The organism is Bradyrhizobium sp. SZCCHNS1050, from assembly GCF_032484785.1.
In the GTDB taxonomy this organism is placed as follows: domain Bacteria; phylum Pseudomonadota; class Alphaproteobacteria; order Rhizobiales; family Xanthobacteraceae; genus Bradyrhizobium.
In genome coordinates, this window is the sequence record NZ_JAUETR010000001.1 from 1,068,463 (window position 1) to 1,090,621 (window position 22,159).

18 protein-coding genes and 1 pseudogene are annotated in these 22,159 nt (G+C 66.5%); 8 read left to right on the plus strand and 11 right to left on the minus strand.

What is annotated here, in order from left to right; genetic code table 11:
- Positions 1 to 87 precede the first annotated feature (87 nt).
- Positions 88 to 909 carry an IclR family transcriptional regulator gene (locus tag QX094_RS05025; protein ID WP_316184117.1) on the plus strand — a complete coding sequence of 274 codons (822 nt, stop codon included), beginning with the start codon at positions 88 to 90 and terminating at the stop codon, positions 907 to 909.
- A gap of 192 nt (positions 910 to 1,101) precedes the next feature.
- Here the strand turns inward: QX094_RS05025 and QX094_RS05030 are convergent, their stop codons facing one another.
- From QX094_RS05030 to QX094_RS05055, 6 genes are all read right to left on the minus strand, one after another.
- A complete protein-coding gene (locus QX094_RS05030; protein WP_316184118.1) occupies positions 1,102 to 2,112 on the minus strand; it encodes a CobW family GTP-binding protein in 1,011 nt (336 codons plus the stop codon).
- Positions 2,109 to 3,728 carry an amidohydrolase family protein gene (locus QX094_RS05035; RefSeq protein WP_315713570.1) on the minus strand — a complete coding sequence of 540 codons (1,620 nt, stop codon included), beginning with the start codon at positions 3,726 to 3,728 and terminating at the stop codon, positions 2,109 to 2,111. Before QX094_RS05035 ends, QX094_RS05030 begins: the two co-directional genes overlap by 4 nt.
- 217 nt (positions 3,729 to 3,945) lie before the next feature.
- Entirely contained in the window at positions 3,946 to 4,776 is an 831-nt protein-coding gene (locus QX094_RS05040; protein ID WP_315713571.1) for an ABC transporter permease, read from the minus strand.
- Between the two features lie 81 nt (positions 4,777 to 4,857).
- Complete coding sequence (locus QX094_RS05045) at positions 4,858 to 5,889, minus strand: PotD/PotF family extracellular solute-binding protein (RefSeq protein ID WP_315713572.1); 1,032 nt, start codon at positions 5,887 to 5,889, stop codon at positions 4,858 to 4,860.
- A 29-nt stretch (positions 5,890 to 5,918) separates the two neighbouring features.
- A complete protein-coding gene (locus QX094_RS05050) occupies positions 5,919 to 6,983 on the minus strand; it encodes an ABC transporter ATP-binding protein (RefSeq protein WP_315713573.1) in 1,065 nt (354 codons plus the stop codon).
- On the minus strand, positions 6,983 to 7,807 hold the full coding sequence (locus QX094_RS05055; protein WP_315713574.1) for an ABC transporter permease: 825 nt from the start codon (positions 7,805 to 7,807) through the stop codon (positions 6,983 to 6,985). Before QX094_RS05055 ends, QX094_RS05050 begins: the two co-directional genes overlap by 1 nt.
- 454 nt (positions 7,808 to 8,261) lie before the next feature.
- On the opposite strand from QX094_RS05055, the gene QX094_RS05060 reads away from it, so the two are divergent.
- The 6 genes from QX094_RS05060 (at position 8,262) to QX094_RS05085 (ending at position 17,352) form a co-directional block, all read left to right on the plus strand.
- The gene (locus tag QX094_RS05060) at positions 8,262 to 9,152 is read left to right on the plus strand and encodes an ABC transporter substrate-binding protein (protein ID WP_315713575.1); all 891 of its coding nucleotides are present in this window, start codon (positions 8,262 to 8,264) and stop codon (positions 9,150 to 9,152) included.
- A 329-nt stretch (positions 9,153 to 9,481) separates the two neighbouring features.
- Positions 9,482 to 11,122: an amino acid ABC transporter permease/ATP-binding protein gene (locus tag QX094_RS05065; RefSeq protein ID WP_315713576.1), complete on the plus strand. Its 1,641-nt coding sequence runs from the start codon at positions 9,482 to 9,484 to the stop codon at positions 11,120 to 11,122.
- A gap of 58 nt (positions 11,123 to 11,180) precedes the next feature.
- Positions 11,181 to 12,422, plus strand: a complete 1,242-nt coding sequence (locus QX094_RS05070; protein ID WP_315713577.1) for an acetamidase/formamidase family protein — start codon at positions 11,181 to 11,183, stop codon at positions 12,420 to 12,422.
- A gap of 287 nt (positions 12,423 to 12,709) precedes the next feature.
- Complete coding sequence (locus QX094_RS05075) at positions 12,710 to 15,043, plus strand: acetamidase/formamidase family protein (RefSeq protein ID WP_315713578.1); 2,334 nt, start codon at positions 12,710 to 12,712, stop codon at positions 15,041 to 15,043.
- 192 nt (positions 15,044 to 15,235) lie between these two features.
- On the plus strand, positions 15,236 to 15,619 hold the full coding sequence (locus tag QX094_RS05080; RefSeq protein WP_315713579.1) for a RidA family protein: 384 nt from the start codon (positions 15,236 to 15,238) through the stop codon (positions 15,617 to 15,619).
- 137 nt (positions 15,620 to 15,756) lie between these two features.
- On the plus strand, positions 15,757 to 17,352 hold the full coding sequence (locus tag QX094_RS05085) for a gamma-glutamyltransferase (RefSeq protein WP_315713580.1): 1,596 nt from the start codon (positions 15,757 to 15,759) through the stop codon (positions 17,350 to 17,352).
- A gap of 378 nt (positions 17,353 to 17,730) precedes the next feature.
- On the opposite strand, the gene QX094_RS05090 is transcribed toward QX094_RS05085, so the two are convergent.
- From QX094_RS05090 to kynU, 3 genes are read right to left on the minus strand one after another with little or no spacing between them, the layout of a single operon-like run.
- Positions 17,731 to 18,555, minus strand: coding sequence for an alpha/beta hydrolase (locus tag QX094_RS05090; RefSeq protein WP_316187659.1), 825 nt, complete (start codon positions 18,553 to 18,555; stop codon positions 17,731 to 17,733).
- 34 nt (positions 18,556 to 18,589) lie between these two features.
- Positions 18,590 to 19,429, minus strand: coding sequence for a tryptophan 2,3-dioxygenase (kynA, locus tag QX094_RS05095; RefSeq protein WP_315825363.1), 840 nt, complete (start codon positions 19,427 to 19,429; stop codon positions 18,590 to 18,592).
- The gene (kynU, locus tag QX094_RS05100) at positions 19,426 to 20,619 is read right to left on the minus strand and encodes a kynureninase (protein WP_316184125.1); all 1,194 of its coding nucleotides are present in this window, start codon (positions 20,617 to 20,619) and stop codon (positions 19,426 to 19,428) included. The genes kynA and kynU overlap by 4 nt, the downstream gene beginning before the upstream one ends.
- Before the next feature lie 238 nt (positions 20,620 to 20,857).
- Between kynU and QX094_RS05105 the strand changes: the two genes are divergently transcribed.
- On the plus strand, positions 20,858 to 21,262 hold the full coding sequence (locus QX094_RS05105) for a DUF4864 domain-containing protein (RefSeq protein ID WP_315713584.1): 405 nt from the start codon (positions 20,858 to 20,860) through the stop codon (positions 21,260 to 21,262).
- Between the two features lie 10 nt (positions 21,263 to 21,272).
- Here QX094_RS05105 and QX094_RS05110 read toward each other — a convergent pair whose 3' ends face one another.
- Positions 21,273 to 21,668 (minus strand): thioesterase family protein, encoded by a 396-nt coding sequence (locus QX094_RS05110; RefSeq protein ID WP_316184126.1) that lies wholly within the window; start codon positions 21,666 to 21,668, stop codon positions 21,273 to 21,275.
- A gap of 217 nt (positions 21,669 to 21,885) precedes the next feature.
- A pseudogene (locus tag QX094_RS05115) lies at positions 21,886 to 22,092 on the minus strand (tautomerase family protein); the annotation flags it as partial.
- Positions 22,093 to 22,159: the final 67 nt, after the last annotated feature.

The following is a 22,159-nucleotide window of genomic DNA, read 5'->3' on the forward strand; positions in this document are numbered from 1 at the left end:
GTATTCCGATATCCTGAATTTATCTGTCTAAAATTCTGATATATGAAATCTATGCGACGAATTTGACTCCATCATTCACCAGATCAGATGACGACAGCCGACACCGATTCGTCCTCCAGCCTTCGCCGGGCCCTGAAGCTGCTGCGCATCCTCGCCGAGGGCGACCCCGACGGGCTGCGGCTGAAGGACATCGCGGAGACCGCGGGCTGCAGCCAGCCGACCGCGCATCGCATGCTGCAGGACCTCGCCGCCGAGGGTTTCGCCGAACAGGCCGCCGGCAAGCGCTATCGCCTGGCGCTCGACTTCTACGTGCTCGCCGCACGCGCGGGCCAAGCCAGCGGCCTGCGCGAGGCGGCGCGGCCGGCGCTGCTGCGGCTGTCGGCGACCTTGAGCGACACGATCTTCCTTTTGGTGCGCAACGGCTTCGATGCGGTCTGTCTCGACCGCGTCGAAGGACCGTTTCCAATCCGCTCCTTCACCGGCGACATCGGCGGCAAGGTGCCGCTCGGGCTTGGCCAGGGCAGCCTCACGATTCTCGCCAACCTGCCCGAGGACGAGCAGGAGGCCGTGATCCGCTTCAACATCCCGCGCCTGCTCGATCGCGGCTTCCTCGACGAGGCCTCGCTGCGCAGTGCGCTGGCGCAGGCGCGCGCGCAAGGCTGGGTCAATACCAGCACCGGCCTCATTCCCGGCATGGCCGGCGTCGGCGTGCCCGTGCTCGACGCGCGTGGCAACGCGGTGGCTGCGCTCAGCGTGGGCACGCTGGCGGAGCGGCTGAACGCGGACCGGCTGCCGCATGTGGTCAAGATCCTGCAGGGCGAGGCGCAGGTGCTGGCCGGCAAGCTCAACCCGTTCGACGTGGCTTTGCGCTATCCATCACGGAGCTTGAGCACGATCGGGGGGAATTAGTCCTTCTCCATCACGACCACCGTCATTCCGGGGCAAGGCCGCAGGCCTTGAACCCGGAATCCCGACGTTGCCTTGCGTTCGTTTCCAACAATCTCGAGATTCCGGGTTCAATCGCGCACACGCCGTCGCGTGTGCACGATTGCCCCGGAATGACGGTGAGTTGCTCGGCGCCGTGCAACTTACGTTAGGCGCTCAGGTCACCCACTCCGCGCGGATATCGCCCTTCCCAACTTCGCGCTCGGGCTCGCGCCAGGCAAAGGTGAACAACCCCATCGGCTCGACCTGTTCGAGCTCATCGCGGGCAATGTCGCGCGCGATCACGACGATGAAGGGCGCCGGCGGTTTCTCGACCTTCAATTGCCGCGGCGGCGAGAACACCGTGCCGACGCTTTCGACCAGCAGCGGCCGCGGCGCCTCGTGGATCTTCACCAGGCCCTTGATCCGCAGCAGGCGCTCGCCGAGCCGGCCTGCGACATTGTCGAGCCAGCCGGCGAGATCGGCATAGGCGATCTCCGCCCGCGGGCGGACGAGGCAGAGCGCGAGGCGCGGATGCGCGGCGGTCAGATCAGGCGCGACCTCGCGCAGCGGCAGCGAAGCCGTGAGTGGCGCGAACGCAGCCGCTACGATCACGGCGCGATCGGCGTTGGCGATGGGCTCCGCGACAGGATTGAGCTGCGCAATCGAGACCGGCGATCCAGCCAAGGCGGCCGGCGCGAGGTCGGCCTTGGTCGCAACGATGCGGTGCGCTGCGGCCCATTGCGCCGCAGCCTCCTCAAATGCGGCGACGGCCAGCCCGCGCGTGAGGTCATAGGTTGCGATGACCGCAACGCGCATGCGATGCTCGGCGAGCGTTGCAAGCTGGCGCAGCACGGGGCCGGGCATCGACAGGCCCGAGGTCTCCAGGATGATCCGGCGCAACGTCTGCAGCCCATCCGGCCGCGGCGCCATGATCAGGCGGTCGATGGTGAAGGCGAGGTCGCTGCCGACCTGGCAGCACACGCAGCCGTTCGACAGCATCGCCATCGGCACGTCGTCGCCGCTCTCGCGCAACAGGACGCCGTCCAGCCCGACCTCGCCGGCCTCGTTGACGATGACAGCGGTGTCCGACGCCGTTTCCGCGGTCAGTACATCGCGCAGCAGCGACGTCTTGCCCGAGCCGAGAAAGCCGGTGAGGACGAAGAAGTCGATGCTGCCGACGCTCATGGTGCCGCGGCGTCCTTGTCTTTATCCTTGGCGGCGTATTTCTCCGGCACGTCGCTTTCCCAGCTCGCCTTAACGAGCTCGCGCACGTCGGCCAGCAGCTCCTCCGTGTCGTAGATGATGCCGTCCTTGATCGTGTATTTGAGGCCGCGGTGCCACTCGACCGCGTTGGTCGTGTCGTTGAAGCGCATCGCGCCGGTGCCATAGAGCAGCTTGAAGTCGGTCAGCGGATTGTGGTCGTGCACCAGCATGTCGGCGCGCATGCCGATGTCGATGGTGCCGATCTCGTCCTGCAGCCCGCACAGCGCCGCGCCCTGCGAGGTCGCCGAGCGGATCACCTCCAGCGGATGGAAGCCGGCCTCCTGCAGCAACTCGAGCTCGCGGACATAGCCGAAGCCGAAGATCTGGTAGATGAAGCCGGAATCCGATCCGGTGCAGACACGGCCGCCGCGGTTCTTGTACTCGTTGATGAACGCCATCCAGAGCCGGTAGTTCTCCTTCCACTCGATCTCGTTCTGGGTCGACCAGCGATACCAGTACGAGCCATGGCCGCCGCGCTGCGGGGTGAAGTAGTCCCACATCGACTTCCAGGTGTAGTCCTTGTGCCAATAGGCCTGCCGCGCGCGCATCAGGTCGCGATTGGCGTCGTAGATCGTGAACGTCGGCACGAAAGTGAAGCCGATCTCCAGGAACTGCTCCAGCACCTCGTTCCACTTCGCCGAGCCCGGCTCGGCGCCCTGCCTGAACATCTGACCCGATACCGAGAAGCGGAAATATTCATCGGTGTAGTTGTAGTCGAGCGGGAAATTCTGGATGACGCGATCCTCGAACAGCGCCTCCGGCAGGCCGTAATAGTGCTCCGCGCTGGTCAGACCCCATTTCGCCGTGGTCAGCGCGTTCATGCGCGACACCGCCATCTGGGCGTGGTGGCAGCCGGTGCGCAGGCCGAGCGTCTTGCACTCGTCGAGCGCGGCTTCCATGATCGCGGGCGGTGCGCCGAAGAACTTGATGCCGTCGGCACCGCGCTCCTTGACCTGACGCAGCCAGCTCCGGCCCTGCTCCGGCGTGTAGATCGTCTTGACCATGTCGTTGACGGCCGGAAAGTACGCATAGGCCAGCAGCCGCGGCGAGGCGATGCTGTTGTCGGCGGCGCGCTGCTTCTGGTCGAGCATCCAGGACAGGCCATTCATCGAGCCCATCTCGCGCACGGTGGTGACGCCATGCGCGAGCCAGAGCTTGTAGACGTAGTCGACCGGCGGCACCCAGCCGTTGGCGGAGTGATAGGCGACGCCGGCATGGGCGTGGCAGTCGACGAAGCCCGGCGTCACCCATTTTCCGCGACAGTCGATCTCGTGATCGGCCGGTTCGCCAGCGTTGCCGGCATAGCCATAGCCGACGACCTTCTTGATGCTGACGATGCGACCGTTCTCGACGATGATATCGACCGGCCCGATCGGCGGCGCCCCGGTGCCGTCGATCACGACGGCGCTGCGCAGCGCCAGCCGCTTGAATGGCCCGATGCCGCGATCCCTCGTGGTGGCCTTCGGCACGATCGGCGCCGCGCCCTTGTTCCTGATGAAGGCGAGCTCATCGCCCGGCAGCGTGGCTTGGTCGGTCATGAGCGCGTTTCCTCACTGTCATAACGTAGGGTGGGCAAAGCGAAGCGTGCCCACCCTGCGTCCGTTCCTTGCAACATGGTGGGCACGGCGCTGCGCGCCTTTGCCCACCCTACGATCCGTCTTCTCGTCATTGCGAGCGCAGCGAAGCAATCCAGGGCTCCAAGGAAAGGTCTGGATTGCTTCGTCGCTGCGCTCCTCGCAATGACGGCGTCTGCCGTCATCCTGCCCGATACTTCCGCGCGAACGCGACGCTGCCGAACACCGTGAAGGCCATGGTCACCGCCAGCAGCATGAAGGCGAGTGCGGCGCCCATCGGCCAGTTGTTGCCGCGCACGAACTGGTCGTACACGGCAGGCGCCATCATCTTGAATCGCGGGCCGCCGAGAAGCACCGCCGTTGCATAGGTGTTCATGCACAAAACGAACACCAGGATCGAGCCGGCGGCGACGCCGGGAACCGACAGCGGCAGGATCACCCGCCAGAACACGCGCGCGCCTGAGGCGCCGAGATTGGCGGCGGCATATTCCAGGTCGCGGGGGATGCTCTCGATGACCGCGGACAGCGTCAGGATCATGTAGGGCAGCACAACGGCGATGATGCCGATGATGACCGCCTTGGTCGTGTACATGATCTCCAGCGGCGCGGAGATCAGGCCGAGCTTCATCAGAACCGTGTTGACGAGCCCGTCGCGCGCGAACAGCGCCATCCAGCCGGCCGAGCGCACGACATTGCCGACCAGCAGCGGAAACAGGGTCGCGATGACGACCAGGCTCTTCCAGCGGCTCTCCATGCGGCCGAGCCAATAGGCCGCCGGAAAGGCGAGAATCAGCGTGAGCAAAGTACACAGCAGCGCGATACCCAGCGTGGCCAGGATGATCTGCTGGTAGTACGGATCGGTCGCGGCCTTGACGTAGTTGTCCGGCGACAGCGCCTGCACCATCAGCTGGGTCGGGCTGAACTGGTTGAGCGAGATCCGGAACATCAGGATCATCGGCCCGACCAGCAGCGCCAGGACCAGCAGACAGGCAGGAACGACCAGCAGCGCCATCGCGCGAGCTCCGATTGCAGATAAGCGGCGCATCAGCCGCATGCTCCTGCGGCCTGCGCCGCAGGAGCATGAATTCAAGACTTACGCCTTGAACTCCTTGTTCCAGAAGTCGAGCGTACGCTGCGAGCGCCCGGCGGCATAGGCATAGTCCGGCTTCAGCAGCCGCGCGCGCTCGGCCTCGGTCAGGCTGACCTGCTTGGCGAGATCCTCCGGCAGCGACGCATCGGTGACGGTCGGGACATAGCCCATCTTGTCGGCGAAGCCGCCCTGAGCCTTGGCGTCGAGCATCGCGTCGAGATAGGCGAAACCGCCGGCCTTGTTCTTGGCGTTCTTCGGCACCGCGGCCTGGAACACGATCGCCGGCGTGCCTTCCTTCGGCACGACATGGGCGAGCGGAATGCCGGACTTCTTCCACATGAAGCCGCGGGCGAGCCACATCGTGGTCAGCCACACCTCCTCCGACTTCAGCGCCGCGGCCAGCGCCTCGTTCGACGGATAGATCTTCACGTCGAGCGAACGCCATTCCATCAGCTTCTTCTCGGCCGGATCGAGATTGCTGACGCCGCCGCCGCCGGCGAGCGCCGCGGCCAGCGTGTTGTTGGGATAGAGGATGTCGGCGAGACCGATGCGGCCGCGCCATTTCGGATCCCACAGATCGGCGAAGGATTGCGGCGGCGTCTTCACCTGGTTGGTGTTGTAGAGGATGACCTGCGCCGAATAGATGTGCGGGATCGCGATGTCGCTCTTGAGCTCCGGGAACACCTTGTCGAGCCGCTTCACCTGGGCTGCATCGACCTTTTCGAACACGTCCGACTGCGACACGATGTAGGTATCGTTGTCGGACAGGCACGACACGTCCATCGAGCCGCGGCGACTCTGTCGCTCGGCCAGCAGCTTGGTCTTGCGCGGATCGGCGTTGGCGACGTCCTGCACGATCTCGAACCCCTTCGGCGTCATGATCGGCTTATCGATGATGTCGGAGAGCAACTGGCCGTAGTCGCCGCCCCAGGTGCCGACCACGACCTGTCCGCCTTCGGCGCGGGCAGTGGGCATGCCGGAGGCCAGCGCGGCGACGCCGGCGCTGGCGGAGAGAAAATGTCGTCGCGAAATCATGGGAGAACCTCTCGCTGTGGATGGATGCGTTACGAAGATGTCTGCGGCACGAGACGCGGGACCTTGCGGTCCCACTGCAGGGACACGGGATCGTTCGGTTTGAGTGTTGCCAGCGGCTCGCTCGCGTCGGGCGTTGGCCTGACGGCCACCAGCGTCTCGTCGCCGATCGCCACCACATATTCGCTCTGCGCGCCCATATAGGTGATCGCCAGCACGCGGCCGCGCACCTCGCCGGACTCACCGGCCACCACTGCAATGCGTTCAGGCCGCAGCGCGAAGGCATCGGCATCACCGCGCTCGCCGCTGGCGACATCGACCGGCAGCAGCAGGCCGGCGCTGGTACGGAAGTTATTGGCGTCCGCACGCCGGCCGGCCAGGATGTTGCAACGGCCGACGAAGTCGGCGACGAAGGCATCCCTGGGCGAATCATACAGCTCCTGCGGTGTGCCGATCTGGCGGACGCGGCCGCCCTCCATGACCACGAGGCGGTCGGCCATCGTCAGCGCCTCCTCGCGGTCATGCGTCACCATCAAGGTGGTCAGGCCGAGCCGCTGCTGCAGCGCGCGGATCTCGAGCCGCACCTCGGCGCGCAGCTTGGCATCGAGGTTGGACAGGGGCTCGTCGAGCAGGAAGATGCGCGGATTGATCACCAGCGCCCGCGCCAGCGCGACGCGCTGCTGCTGCCCGCCCGACAATTGCCGCGGCAGCCGGTCGGCGAGATGCGACAGCCGCACCAGCCTGAGCGCCTCCTCGATCTTCGTCTTGCGCTCGGCCGCACTGATGCCGCGCATCTCCAGGCCAAAGCCGACATTGTCGGCCGCGCTCATGTGTGGAAACAGCGCGTAGGACTGGAACACCATGCCGGTCGCACGCTTGTAGGCCGGCAGATGCGTCACGTCCTCGCGGTCGAACAGCACGCGGCCGCTCGTGGGCGGCAGGAAACCCGCGACCATGCGCAAGGTGGTCGTCTTGCCGCAGCCGGAGGGTCCGAGCAGCGCGACCAGCTCGCCCTCGCCGACGGCGAGATCGAGCCCCTCCACGCCGATCGACGTGCCGAAGCGCTTGGTCAGCTTCTCCAGGGTGAGCTGCGCCATCACACCACCCGCGACAGCTTGACGAAGCGGTCGGTCGCCACCATCAGAATGCCAACCAGCGCGATCTGCACAGTGGCGACCGCGGCGAGCGTCGGATCGATGCGGAATTCGAGGTAGTTCAGCATCGCAACCGGCAAGGTGATCCGGCCGGGACCGACCAGCAGCATCGACAGATCGAGATTCTCGAAGCTCTGGATGAACGAGAACATCGCCGCCGCGACGATGCCGGAGCGCATCATCGGCAGGGTGATACGGCGGAACACCGTGAACGGGCTGGCGCCGAGATTGGCGGCGGCCTCCTCGGCGGCACGGTCGAGCCCCTGCAGGCTGGCGACCACGAGCCGCACCGTCCACGGAATCGCCAGCAGCGTATGCGCGGCGACGAGGCCTTCCGTGGTTGCCTTGATGTCGCGGTCGAGCAGGTCCTCGGCGAGCACATAGAACATGTAGAGGCCGGAGCCGGCGACGACGCCGGGCACGGCCAGCGGCGCCAGCAGGAACGACGACAGCGCCTGGCGGCCACGGAACTCGCCCCGCACGATGGCAAGCGCCGCCGCAGTGCCAATGGGCACGCCGATCGCGGTCGCGAGCAGCGCGACCTGGAAGCTGGTCACGAGGCCACGCAGAAATTCCGGCTTGCTCAGCGCGTTCGCGTACCATTTCAGCGACAGGCCCGGCGGCGGAAAGCTCACGATCTCCTGCGCGAAGAAGCTGGTCACGACGATCATGACGACGGGCGCGAAGATGATTGCGTAGGCTGTGACGATCAGTGTCCGCACTGCGAAATGGCCGAGTGATATTTGTCCCGTAAAACGGAACAGCATTGCAGACACCTCAACAAACAGATCAGCGACTTGTGCAGCGGCATCGTAGTCGGCAGCTCCGCTGCCGCCAAGCCTGTGCCACGAGTTATCGCAATGCACATTCGCATGGGCGCAGCGACGCGGCGATCCTGACGCGTGATGCGGCGGCAGCGCCATCTTGGCGCTAGCCCCGTGCGCACGTGAAACCGTCGCCGGCGCGCTCGATTTCCGACTTTCGGAATCTTCGAGGACCGAGCAGGCGGACTTGACGCCTGCGCGACGGTCCGTCGCAACGGCGCGGATTTGAGCAATGCGTGCTCAATTCTTGCACCGGCACGATCCAATATTTTGTGCGCCCACGGACAAGCCATCCGCGCAGGCCCGCACCTAAGCTTGCCTTCGAGCTTGGACCGGGGCGACGGCACCAATGCACCGCCGGACCAGCGCGACATCATCGTTCGAAGGAGCTGGCAACATGCAGACGAGGCTATTCACTGGAGCGCGGCGGGCGTGGCTTGCCGCGCTCGGCGCCATCATCGCGGCGGGACTTCTCGCCCCCATCGACGCGCAGGCGGCGACGCCCGCGGGCTGCGCGGCGCTGAAGGAGAAATATCCGGACTGGAAGGGCAAGACGCTGGTCAACGCGATCAATCCGCACACGCCGGGCTATGAGTCGATCGACCCGAAAGACCCGAGCAAATATGTCGGCTTCGACATCGATCTCGGCGAGGCGATCGGCGACTGCCTCGGCTTCAAGCTGACCTACAAGCCGGTGACCTTCGCCGCTTTGCTGACGACCTTGGCGAGCGGCCAGGCCGACATCGTCATTTCCGACATCTACGCCACCAAGGAGCGCGCCAAGGCCGCCGACTTCATCACCTACTCCAAGGTGTTCGACGGCGTGCTAGTCGCCAAGGGCAACCCGAAGGGCATCAACGGCATCAACCTGTCGATGTGCGGCGCGGCCGCGGCCGAGAACACCGGCTATGTCGAGGTGCCGCTGATCCAGGATCTCGCGCCGAAATGCAAGGAAGCCGGAAAGCCTGAGCCGACGATCCAGCTCTACGACAACAACGCCAACTGCATCCAGGCCATCCTGGCGGGGCGCGCCGACACCTATGTCAACGACGTCAACACCGTCGACCAGGCGGTGAAGGCTTATCCGGACAAGCTGGAAAAGGCGATCGCGGTCACCATCCCCTATTCGGTCGGCATCGCCGTTCCCAAGGACAAGCCGAAGTTCCGCGACGCCGTCATGGCCGCGCTGATCGAGGTGCAGAAGGAAGGCATCCATCAGGAGCTGCTGAAGAAGTGGCAGCTCGATCCGGCGAACTTCAAGGAGCCGGATATTCTCACGGCGGACTAACAGGCGCTCCGTTCGAAGGCGGATCTGTCGCCGCAGAGACAGTGCGCTCCCCTCCCCCCACGCGAAGCGGAGCTTCGCTAGGCGGGGAGGGGTCGGGGGTGGGGGTCCACACGAAGACTCTTTGCTGGGTACCCCCCTCCCCAGCCCTCCCCCACAAGGGGGGAGGGAGCGCACCAATTCCTCGGCGAAACGTGCGCGACCCATCTACCCGACCAAACTCGTAGGGTGGGCAAAGCGCAGCGTGCCCACCAACGCTGTTCCGAAGCACCGCGGTGGGCACGGCGCTTCGCGCCTTTGCCACCCTACGTAGCCAGCAGGCCTGCCAACCGATGTCACTCTTCCTGCACTATCTCAGCATGCCGTATCTGCTGCAGGGCATCGAGCTGACCCTGCAGGTCACCGCGCTCGGCCTGATCGGCGGACTAATCCTCGGCCTCGTCCTCGCGGCCATGCAGCTCAGCCGGTTCTGGCTGCTGGCGGCGATCGCACGCGGCTACACCGTGATCTTCCGCGGCACACCCCTGATCCTGCAGATGGTGTTCGCCTACGACGCGCTGCCGCATATCGGCATCAAGCTGCCGGCGGTGCTGGCGGCGGGCCTCGCACTCGCCTGCAACGAGGCGCCGTTCATCGCCGAGATGCTGCGCTCCGGCGTGCTCGGCGTCGATCGCGGCCAGCTCCTGGCCGGCCAGGCGCTCGGCATGACGCCATCAGTGCTGATGCGCCGCATCATCGCGCCGCAGGCGATCCGCACCATGATCCCCGCCTTCGGCAACGAGGCCGTGAGCGCGCTGAAGAACTCCTCGCTCGCCTCCGTCATCGCGGTGCAGGAATTGACCTTGCGTTCGACGCAGCTCGCGTCGTCCACCTTCGACTTCTTCTCGATCTTCTTCGCCTCGGGTCTCATCTATCTCGTGCTGACCGGCGCGATCAGCGTCATCCAGCTCGCGCTGGAATGGCTGCTCGATCTCGACCGCACGGCGAAGCAGCGCAAGCTGGCGGACTACCTTGCGCTATTGCTACCCTGGCGCCGCATCGGCCACGCGACGAAGCTGGAACTCGCCGAGAAAACAGCCCCTGCCATCGAGGCCGCGCCGCCGGAGCCCGCCGAACTCAAAGAAACGCCGCCGCTAGCGCTGTCGATCGAGGATCGCGCCAGGCGCGCCGCGACGGTCGCCCGCAACAATGTCGCCGTCGAGGTCACCGGGCTGCGCAAGGCCTATGACGGCCACACCGTGCTCGACGGGCTCGATCTCACCGTGCGCATCGGCGAGGTGATCGCGCTGCTCGGCCCCTCAGGCTCCGGCAAGAGCACCCTGCTCCGCTGCATCAATCACCTGGAGAACTGGGATTCCGGTGAGATCCGCGTCGGCGGCCGCAAGCTCGGCTTTGACGAGGCCGGCCGCAAGCTGTCGCCGCGCGCGATCGCCAATGAGCGCGCCAACGTCGGCGTCGGCATGGTGTTCCAGCAGTTCAACCTGTTCGGCCATCTCACCGCGAAGGAGAATGTCGCAGGTCCCTTGCGCTGGGTGCACGGCCTGGGCCGCTTCGAGGCCGAGCGCCGCGCGGCGGAGCTGCTCGACCGCGTCGGCCTGTCGCATCGCGCCGATGCGCTGCCGCGCCATCTGTCCGGAGGCCAGCAGCAGCGCGTGGCGATTGCCCGCGCGCTGGCGCCGAACCCGAGCGTGCTGCTGCTGGACGAGCCGACCTCAGCGCTCGATCCCGAGCTCGTGGGCGAGGTGTTGGAGGTGATCCGCCGGCTCGCCATCGACGATGGGCTCACCATGATCATTTCCACGCATCAGATCCGCTTCGCCGACGAGGTCGCCGACCGCGTCGCCTTCCTCAACGGCGGCGTCATTCTCGAGCAGGGTCCGGCGCACGAGGTGCTCTCCAATCCGCGTCACCCGCTGACTGCGCGCTTCCTCTCGGTGATGGACGCCGAGCGGCCGAAGGATGCGGTCGCATGAGTTCATCCTTCACGTCAACATCAACAATCTCGCGTCCGATCTTTCATGAGGCCCTTGTATGAAGCACCATCTGCTGCCGGTGTCCCCGAAGACCATCCATTGGGGATATTTTTCCAAGGTGGTGACACCGGCTCTCACCTTGCGCTCCGGCGACCGCGCCACGATCGAGACGCTGACGCATCACGCCAACGACGACTACGAGCGCATGATCAAGGACGATCCCGGCGCCGAGAGCGTGTTCAAGTGGACGAGGGAGCACAAGGCCGTCGCGCGGCGCGGCTCCGGCCCGACCGAAGGCCCGTTCATCCGCGGCTCCGGCGAGGGCATCGGCGTGCATCTGCTCACCGGCCCGGTTGCGATCGAGAGCGCCGAGCCCGGCGACGTGCTGGAGGTGCGCATCCTCGACATCAGGCCGCGGCCGAGCCAGTGCGGCTGCCATGCCGGCAGATGCTTCGGCTCCAACGCCGCCGCCAATTGGGGCTTTCACTATCACGACCTGATCGAGGAGCCGAAGCCGCGCGAGGTCATCACCATCTACGAGCTGGACACCGCGGGGGAGCCGTTCGCCAGGGCGGTCTACAACTACGTCTGGACGCCGCAGACCGACCCCGACGGCATCGTGCATCCGACCATCGACTATCCCGGCGTGCCGGTCGACCACGCGACGATCAGGAAGCGCGAGAACATCATGCCGGGCATCAAGGTGCCGGCGCGGCTGCATTTTGGCACGATGGGGCTCGCGCCATCGGAAGCCGACTACGTGTCCTCGATCCCGCCGAGCTACACCGGCGGCAACATCGACGACTGGCGCATCGGCAAGGGCGCGCGGATGTACTATCCGGTCGCCGTGCCCGGCGCCTATTTCTCGGTCGGCGATCCTCATGCCGCGCAAGGTGACAGCGAGCTCGGCGGCACCGCGATCGAGACCTCGCTCACCGGCGACTTCGAGTTCATCCTGCACAAGAAGAACGATCTCGGCGGCACCCAGCTCGAAGGCCTCACACATCCGCTGCTCGAGACCAACGACGCCTGGTCGGTCTACGGCTTCACCTATCCGAACTATCTCGCCGAACTCGGCGCCAATGCGCAGACCGAGATCGCCAACCATTCCAGCCTCGACCGCGCCATGCGCGACGCCTTCCGCAAGCTGCGCCGCTTCCTGATGACGGTGCATCATCTCAGCGAGGACGAGGCGATCTCGCTGTTGTCGGTCGGCGCCGATTTCGGCGTCACCCAGGTGGTGGACGCCAATTGGGGCGTGCATGGCACGATCCGCAAGAACGTGTTCCGGTGTGAGTGAGGTCGACGTCGGGCACCCTCTCGCCCAGCGCAAGGTGCGCTCCCTCCCCCGCTTGCGGGGGAGGGTCGGGGTGGGGGCGCCCCAAGCGACACCGCCGCTGTGGACCCCCACCCCTAACCCCTCCCCGCAAGGGGAGGGGAACAGACCGCGCGCGCGGCGACAGCCCCAGCGACAACGACACCAGGAGCCGACGACTGACGCGCACCGAAACGCCGATGCCAAAACGACAAACGGTCAAGCTCATCTGGCACGGGGGTTGCTTCGCGTTCCCGGACCCGGGGCGTGCCATGAGTTTTCGTCCGTTCACCAGCGAATCCTATTCCGAGGGCGAGCGTCCGGAGGCGTGGCGCGACGTGCTGAATGCGGTCGGGCTGCAGCCCGCGGCGAAGACGCCATTCTATGATGGCCATGCCACCGCCTCGCATCGCCATGCGCCGGGCATCGCGCTCTCGCGGCTGTCGGCCGGCGCGCAGGTGGTCACTGCGGTTCCGCAGCCCCACGAAGACCTGCCGATCGTGCTGCTGGCGATCGAGGACGGCGCCGTGCTCCGGAGCGGCGACAGCCACCGCATCGTGCCCGCGGGGCATCTGATGCTGCTGCCGCGCACGGGAGACTGGGGGATCGCCTTCCAGCGCGACCTGCGCGCGATCGTGCTGTCGGTGACGGCGGACGCCCTGCATGGCCGCATCAGCGGCAAGCTGAAATTGGCCAGGCCCCAGGTGATCGCGCCGAGCGGTCTTGCCGACGTGGTCTGCCGCACCATCGAGGCCACCGCGCGGGCGCTCGAAACCCTCAGCGATGCCGAATGGAGCACGGTCGCACAGAGCCTGGTCGATCTGCTGCTGACGCTCGCCCATCAACAAGCGGTGCCGGCAACGGAGGCCGGCAGCAGCGCGACGCAGGCCGCGATCCTTCACCGGATCTGCCAGACCATCGAGCGGCGGCTCGACGATGCCGAACTGACGCCGGCGCGGGTGGCCCAGGCCGAAGGCATCTCAGAGCGCTATCTGCAGAAATTGTTCGAAGGCGCTGGTGATAATTTCAGTCACTACGTGAGGGAACGGCGGCTGCAGCGGGCCTGGACCGACCTGTCCAATCCGGCCGAAGCCAACCATTCGATCTCGGAGATCGCCTATCGCTACGGCTTCGCCGATTCGGCACATTTCAGCCGCAGCTTCCGCGCCCGCTTCGGCCTGTCGCCGCGCGAGTTCCGGCAGCAGAAGGCCGAGCAGGCGATCACGTCGGCGACTCCGCGCGGCCAGCGCGGCTGGCCGCAGGATGCGCTGGCGCAGCAGCGCGTCTGCGAGAGGCCGGCGTCAACTAGGAGCGACATCGCCCTACCCGCGCCGGCCAACGACCAGGATGCGCGGCGGCATCACCATCATCTCGCGGTGTCGGCCGAACGGGTGCATTGGGGCTATTTCAGCCGCTCGCTGCCGCCGCAGATCGAAATCGCATCCGGCGACACGATCACGGTGGAGACGCTGACCCAGCATGCCTCCGATGATCCCGAGCTGATGATCGCAGGCGATGCCGCTGCGCTCAGCGTGTTCGGCTGGACCAAGGCCAAGAAGAACGTCGACCGCCGCGGCGCCGGTCCGATGGACGCCAGCGTGTTCGGCCGCGGCGCCGGCGAAGGCTTTGGCGTCCACATCTGCACCGGCCCGGTCGCGATCAAGGACGCGCAGCCCGGCGACGTGCTCGAAGTTCGCATCCTCGACATCGTGCCGCGGCCAAGCAAGAGCAGGACGCATGAAGGCCGTGTGTTCGGCTCCAGCGTCGCGGCGTGGTGGGGCTATCACTACAACGAACTGATTGCAGCACCGGCGCCGCGCGAGGCGGTGACGATCTACGAGATCTTTGCCGGCGATCCCGAGCCGCATGCGCGCGCGCTCTATTCCTACCGCTGGGAGCCGCAGACCGATCCGGCCGGAGTCGTCCACGCGACCTACGACTATCCCGGTGTGCCGGTGGCGCCCGGCAGCATCAAGCGCCGCCACGGCGTGCTCGACAACATCCGCATTCCGCTGCGGCCGCATTTCGGCGTGATCGCGGTGGCGCCGCGCGAGGTCGACTTCGTCGATTCGATTCCGCCGTCCTATTTCGGCGGCAATCTTGACAATTGGCGGCTGGGCAAGGGCGCGACCGTGTATCTCCCCGTCGCGGTTCCCGGCGCGCTGCTGTCGGTCGGCGACCCCCACGCCACGCAAGGCGACGGCGAGCTCGGCGGCACGGCGATTGAATGCTCGATGACTGGCACGTTTCAGGTCATCCTGCACAAGAAGGCGCAGCTCGCGGGGCAGCCGTTCGCCGATCTCTCTTACCCGCTGATCGAGACCGCGACCGACTGGGTGCTGACCGGCTTCAGCCACCCGAACTATCTCGCCGAGTTCGGCGCGCAAGGCCAAAGCGAGGTCTACGCGACCTCCTCGCTCGACCTCGCGATGAAGGATGCCTTCCGCAAGATGCGCCGCTTCCTGATGCACATCAAAGGCCTCAGCGAGGACGAGGCGGTCGCGCTGATGTCGGCGGCGGTGGACTTCGGCGTCACGCAGGTCGTCGACGGCAATTGGGGCGTGCACGCGATCCTGAGCAAGCGGCTGTTCGAGGATGCGGGCTGACTCTCGATCCAATCGCCGCGTCCCGGAATTCCGTCATTGCGAGCGAAGCGACTTGTCCGCCGAAGCTCGAAGAGCGAAGGCGGAAGCAATCCAGGGCGTCACGCTCGGCCCTGGATTGCTTCGTCGCTTCGCTCCTCGCAATGACGGCTTTTGTTGTGTTTCGAGCGAAGCCCCGAACAAAGGACCATCCCCATGCAGTTCCACATGATCTCCGGCGCGACGAGGCCGGTGGCGCCGTTCAGCCACGCGGTCGAAACCGACGACTTCGTGTTCGTCACCGGCCAGATGCCGGACTCGCCGGAGGCGCCGGGCGTGCTGCCGGAGGGGATCGTGCATCAGACGAAGGCGGTGATGCAGAACTTGAAGTACATCCTCCAAGGTCTTAACCTTGGCCTCGAACATATTGTGATGTCTCGGATTTACCTGACCGAGTTCAAGCGCGATTACGCGGCGATGAATGAAACCTATCGTTCATTCTTCCCGCCGGACCGGCTGCCGGCCCGCACCTGCGTCGGCGTCACCGGCCTTGCCTATGACGCGCTGATCGAGATCGATCTGGTCTGCCGAAGACCATAGTACCCATTGGTAAACATCTCCTCAACGCGAGGCCCCGTCATTCGATCCGGGCTGGGGAGCGTCCCGCTGTTGCCGATTGTGTGCCGAGGCCCGGCGGTGTCAATTCGCCGGACCATCAGGCGGGATCGGGGAGTGCCATGCCGTATCAGTTTTCCAATCGTCAGCAGATCCGCAAGCCGGCGGTGACCAGCAAGGGCGGCATTGTCGCGGCGCAGTCACGGCGCGCCGCCGAGGTCGGGGCCGAGGTGCTGGCCGCAGGCGGCGACTGCGTCGATGCCGTGGTGGCGACCGGCTTTGCGCTCGGCGTGCTCGAGCCGTGGATGAGCGGCCTCGGCGGCGGCGGCGCCATGCTGCTGTACCGCGCCAGGGACAACCACGTCGAGGTGATCGACTACGGCATGCGCGCGCCCGACAGCCTTGATGCCGCGGACTATCCGCTGGCCAACGACGGCAGCGTCGCGGCAGACATCTTTCCCTGGCCCCGCGTCAAGGACGACCGCAATCTGCACGGCCCCGGCGCGATCGCAGTGCCCGGCGTCGTCGCGGGCATGGAGGCGGCGCATCGCCGCTACGCGCGGCTGCCGTGGCAGGATCTCGTCACGCCGAGCGTGAAGCTCGCCGCCGAGGGCTTGCTGGTGGACTGGTGGACCACCGTGATGATCTCGAGCTGCGCCGCCGACCTGCGCCGCTATCCCGGCAGCGCCGCGGCCTATCTGAAGGATGGCTTGCCGCCGAATCCGCAATGGGGCGCCAAGGCGGTGACGCGGCTGCCGCAGGAGCAGCTGAAGGCGACGCTGGCACATCTTGCCAGCGCCGGCGCGCGCGACTTCTACCGCGGCGACATCGCCCGCTCGCTGACTCGCGACATCCAGGCCGCCGGCGGCGCGCTCTCGGTGGATGACCTCGCCGCGTTCGAGGCGCATGTCCGCGATCCCCTGCGCATCCCCTATCGCGGCGGCACGGTGTTCGCGACGCCGGAGCTGACGGCCGGCCCGACGCTGGCTCACGCGCTGCGGCTGATGCAGGCGCGCGTGACGGCATCGGGCAAGGCGCCGGATGCAAGCACGTTCATCGCCTATGCCGAGGCGGTGCAGTCGGCGTACCGCGAACGGCTGAACGACATGGGCGATGCGCCTGGCAAGCGCGCGCTCGGCGCCGAATATCTCGCGCCGGCCTGCACCACGCACTATTCGGTGGTGGACCGCGACGGCAACATGGCGGCGGTGACGCAGACGCTGCTGTCGGGCTTCGGCTCGAAATTCCAGGCGCCGCAGAGCGGCATCATGATGAACAACGGGATCATGTGGTTCGACCCGACGCCCGGCACGACGAACTCGCTGGCTCCGGGCAAGCGCTGCCTCACCAACTACACGCCGGTGGTGGCGCAGGCCGCCGATGGCCGTCGCCTCGCCCTCGGCGCCTCCGGCGGCCGCCGCATCCTGCCCGCCGTGGCACAGATGCTGTCCTTCGTGATGGACTTTGGCATGGATCTCGATACGGCGATCCACCAGCCGCGCATCGACGCCAGCGAAGGTGACGTGGTCGGCGCCGACACCCGGCTGCCGGCGGAGGTGATGGACGTGCTGACAGCGAAGTTCGAGACCGTGCCGGCGCCGGTGCAAACCATGCCGATGAAATTCGCCTGCCCCAGCATCGTGCTGCGCCAGGGCGACGTGAACAGCGGCGCCACCGAGATCGCGCACGCCTGGGGCGATGCGGTGGCCGAGCGCTGAGGCGATCAGCGCCGGATTCGAGATATCGCCACGATGACGGTGAACTCCCCTCCCCCTTGCGGGGAGGGGTCGGGGGTGGGGGTCCACGAGTCACGCTCGATGTGAGGAGCGCTGAAGCTCCGCGGCTCCGCGAAGACCATCACCATCGTTGACGCAGGACGCGCTTCCGGCACGTCGCAAGCGGATATCCTGATCCGCGCTTCAAATGGACTCGCATCCTGGGAAATATCGACAGCGCACGTAGTCAAGTTCAGCGCCCGGGGACCCCCACCCCCACCCCCTCCCCGCAAGGGGGAGGGGAGATGAGGTCGCTGCGCCGTCACCGCAGAACGCATGCACGGAGCACGGGGCGAGCGCTGCAATCGACGCTACTTGAGATCACCCCACCAGCGCCTGCACCAACCCACTCTCCGCATCCGCCAGTTCATCGATCACATCGAAATGGTGCCGGTCCGGCGCCTCGACATACGCGGTCGTCGCCCCCAGCCCGATCCAGATATTCGCGAGCAATTGCGCCTGGCGGCGGAATTCGTTGCGCTCGGCGCCGCCAACCCAGGCAGTGACCTTGACGTGATCGATCGGCACCAGCAGCGCGGGGCTCTCCTTCGCAGCCGTGGCGTCGTCGATATGCAGCGTGTCGTTCATCGCGGTCCGCTGCAGCGGGCGCAGATCGTGCAGGCCGGAGAGCGAGACCACGCTGGTGATGCGCCCCTGTCGCTCCGGCGATAGCGGCGCGCCGCGGCAGATCATGCGGCTGACGAGATGGCCGCCGGCGGAATGCCCGGTCAGTGCCACCGGCCCGCCGACCTCGTCCATCGCCCGCGCGATCGCCTGCGCGACATCGGTCGAAATGTTGGCGAGGCCGACCTCGGGGCACAGCCGGTAGGACGGCATCGCCACGGCATGGCCGCGCGCGATCGCGCCTTGCGCGAGGTGCGACCAGAAGCTCTTGTCCAGCCGCATCCAATAGCCGCCATGCACGAACACGACGAGGCCCTTCGGCTTGCCCTCGGGCAGGAACAGATCGAGGCGCTGCCGCTCATGCGCGCCATACGCGATGTCGAGCTTGGCACGGCCCTGCCCCACCATGTCGGCGCGATAGCTCTCCGCCGGCGCTACCCACAGCCCGGGCCAGCGCTCGCCGCCGGCGATGTTCGGCCCGTTGGCGTAAGCGTTGTCCCAGTCCTTGACGGCATAGAGCATGAGGATCTCCTGATCGATTGATGTGCGCGCGGGCTCACAGCCCGGTGCGCAGCTTCCAGAGTTCGGGGAACAGCACGATCTCCAGCATCTTGCGCAGATAGTTGACGCCGCTGGTGCCCCCGGTGCCGGTCTTGAAGCCGATGATGCGCTCCACCGTGGTGACGTGGTTGAAGCGCCAGCGGCGGAAATAATCCTCGAAATCGACCAGCTTCTCGGCGAGCTCATACAGCTCCCAATGCCGCTGCGGCTCGCGATAGACGCTGGTCCAGGCCGCCGCGACCTCCGCGCTCTCAGCGCGCGTGCCGCGCCAGTCGGTGCGCTGGCCGTCGGCGCCGATGAAGAAGCCGCGCCGCGCCAGCAGACGCAGCGCTTCGTCGTACAGGCTGGGCTTCGCCAGGATCGCTTCCAGCTCGGCGGTCAGCTCCGGATGATGGGCATGCGGGCGCAGCATCGCGAGATTGCGGTTGCCGAGCAGGAATTCGATCGAACGATACTGGAACGATTGGAAGCCGGAGGACTCGCCGAGCTTGTCGCGGAACAACGTGTACTCGCTCGGCGTCATCGTGCGCAGCACGTCCCAGGCGCCGTTGAGCTGCTCGAAGATGCGTGACACCCGCGTCAGCATCTTGAACGCCGGCTGCACGTCGTCTTTGGCGATCGCGGCCATCGCCGCCTTGATCTCGTGGATCGCGAGCTTCATCCACAATTCGGAGGTCTGGTGCTGGATGATGAACAGCAGCTCGTCATGCGCGGTCGAGAGCGGCGCCTGCGCATCGAGCAGGCGATCCAGCATCAGATAGTCGCCATAGGACATCCGACCCTTGAAGTTCATCCGCGCACCCTCGGTGGCGGGATCGTAGGGCGCGCTGCTCACGTCACGAGCTCCTTCTGGCGATAGTCGGGCCTGTCCCACAGCCTGTTGTCGAGGACCTCCGCGAGGATGCCCACGGCGCCGCGCACCTCGGCCTCGCCGATATAGAGCGGCGTGAAGCCGAAGCGCAGCGCGTCCGGCGCGCGGAAGTCGCCGATCACGCCGCGCGCGATCAGCGCGCGCATGATCGCATAGCCGTCCGGGTGGCGGAACGACACCTGGCTGCCGCGCTGCGTCGCATCACGCGGTGACGCCAAGGTCAGCGACGGACAGCGCTTCTCGACCTCGGCGATGAACAATTCCGACAGCGCGATCGAAGCCGCGCGCACGTCCTGCATCGACACGCCGTCCCAGGCGTCGAGCGCGGCATCGAGCGCGGCGAGCGCAATGATCGGCGGCGTGCCGATGCGCATGCGCTCGATGCCGCCGCCGGGGCGGTAGTCGAGATCGAAGGCGAACGGCGCCTCGTGCCCCATCCAGCCGGACAACGCCGGCGGCGCGATGTCTGCGTAACGCGGCGCGACATAGATGAAGGCCGGCGCGCCGGGACCGCCATTGAGATATTTGTAGGTGCAGCCGACCGCGAAGTCGGCATCCGCGCCCGCGAGATCCACCGGCACGGCGCCGGCGGAATGCGCAAGGTCCCACACCGTGAGCGCGCCGGCCGCGTGCGCCTTCTTCGTCAGCGCGGCCATGTCGTGCATGCGGCCGGTGCGGTAATCCACCTCGGTCAGCATCAGCACGGCGACGCTGTCGTCGATCGCCGCCTCCACCTGCTCGGGCTCGACCACCTTCAAGGTGGCGCGGTCGCCGAGCATGCGGACCAGGCCCTGCGCCATATAGAGATCGGACGGGAAGTTGCCGCTGTCGGACAGGATCACGCGGCGGCCCGGATTGAGCGACAGCGCGGCGGCGAGCGCCTGATACACCTTGATCGAGAGCGTATCGCCCATCACGACCGTGCCGGGCGCGGCCCCGATCAGCCGGGCGATGCGATCGCCGACCCGGCGCGGCTGCACCATCCATCCGGCGGTGTTCCAGCCGCGGATCAGCTCCTGTCCCCACTCCGCTTCGATCATGCGGCCAACGCGGGCGGGCACGGCCGACGGCAGCGCGCCGAGCGAATTGCCATCGAGATAGATGACCCCTTCAGGTATCGTGAAGAGCGATCGGGTCCTGGAAAAATCGGTCATGCGGCTCCTGCTTCGGTCACGGCCTGAATGCATGATTCGCGCCGGGGCAGGCCAGATCAAGCCGGTCCCATCGCCACCAGCACCGCGTGGGCCGCATGGCTCGCGAAGACGTGACGATGGCGACACAATCCAGCCGGTCGATCGCCGCCGGCCGGTGACATTGACGCGCCACGGCAGGCTTGTCACGGGCGGCGCGTGGCGCATGATAGATCGATCTGAACTGCCGATGGAGCCCAAAATGCGCATTCTGGTGCCGCTCGTCCTGCTGATGGCGCTGCTGATGCACCCTGCCGAGGCTGCCGACGCCAGCGCGGCGCAGAGCGTCATTCGCGCCCAGGAGCAGGCTTTGGCGCGCGACGACGGAGCGACCGCCTATGCCCAAGCCGCGCCGGAGATCCAGGCGCTGTTTCCGAGCGTCGAGATCTTCATGAGCATGGTCAAGAGCGGCTATCCGCCGGTCTATCGCCATCGCAGCTTCGAATTCGGCGCCGCGCAGGTCGAGGACGGCAGCATCGCGCAGCGCGTGCACATCGTCGATGCCGAAGGCGAGGCGTGGGAGGCTCTGTACACGTTGCGGACCCAGCCTGACGGCAGCCTCAGGATCACCGGCTGTTCGCTGTTGAAGACGGGCCAGTCGGTCTAGCGCTGAGCGGCTACGTCACGCCGAAGCGCTTCTTGAACTGCTCGACATTGATGAGGCCGCGGCCGTGGCGGCCGTCGCCGATCTTCACGTCGCCATGATAGGCCTCGACCGAGAAGCGGATGATGCGGCGCTCGACCTCGATCACCTCGGCGACCGTACGGATGGTCGCGCCGACCGGCGAGGCCGCGAGATGGCGGACGTTGACCTCGGTGCCGACCGTGACCCAGCCCGGCGGCAGTGCCGGGTTGATGGCGTCGCCCGACGTCATCTCCATCTCCAGGATCATCATCGGCGTCGCATAGACCATCGGCATGTGCGGTACGAAATGCCCGACGGTGCGCTCCGGCGGCACCACCAGCAGACGCTCGGCGCGCATGCCCGGCTTGATGATCTCACGTGCGTCCATGGCTGCTCCGAACTGTGCTGTCGTCCCGGACAAGCGCGCGGCACGCGCGCGCCGATCCGGGATCCATACGCCGTGGCGGTCGTGATGGGCGAAGGGCCAATGACCAGCGTGCCTCGAGCCGCTCCCTTGGGGGTATGGGTCCCGGCGTTCGCCGGGACGACCGCGGTGATCGTCGAGACAGATGTCATAGCCTCGCTTTCGCCAGGACGACGGCCAACTACTTCTTCTGCTCGGCCAGGCGCTCGACGAAGGTCTTGCCGCCCTTCATCTTGTGCGTCAGCGGCGCCTCGTTGATCTGGATCACCACCGCTTCCGGATCGACGCCGAGATGCGTCACCAGCGCCTTGGTGATATCGCGCATCATGTTGGCCTTCTGCTCGTCGGTGCGGCCGGCGGCCATGCTCACGGTGATCTCGGGCATTCGTTGCTCCCTGTTGTTGTCTCTGCTGCGTCATCGCCGGGCTTGCCCCGGCGATCCATCTTCTGAAATC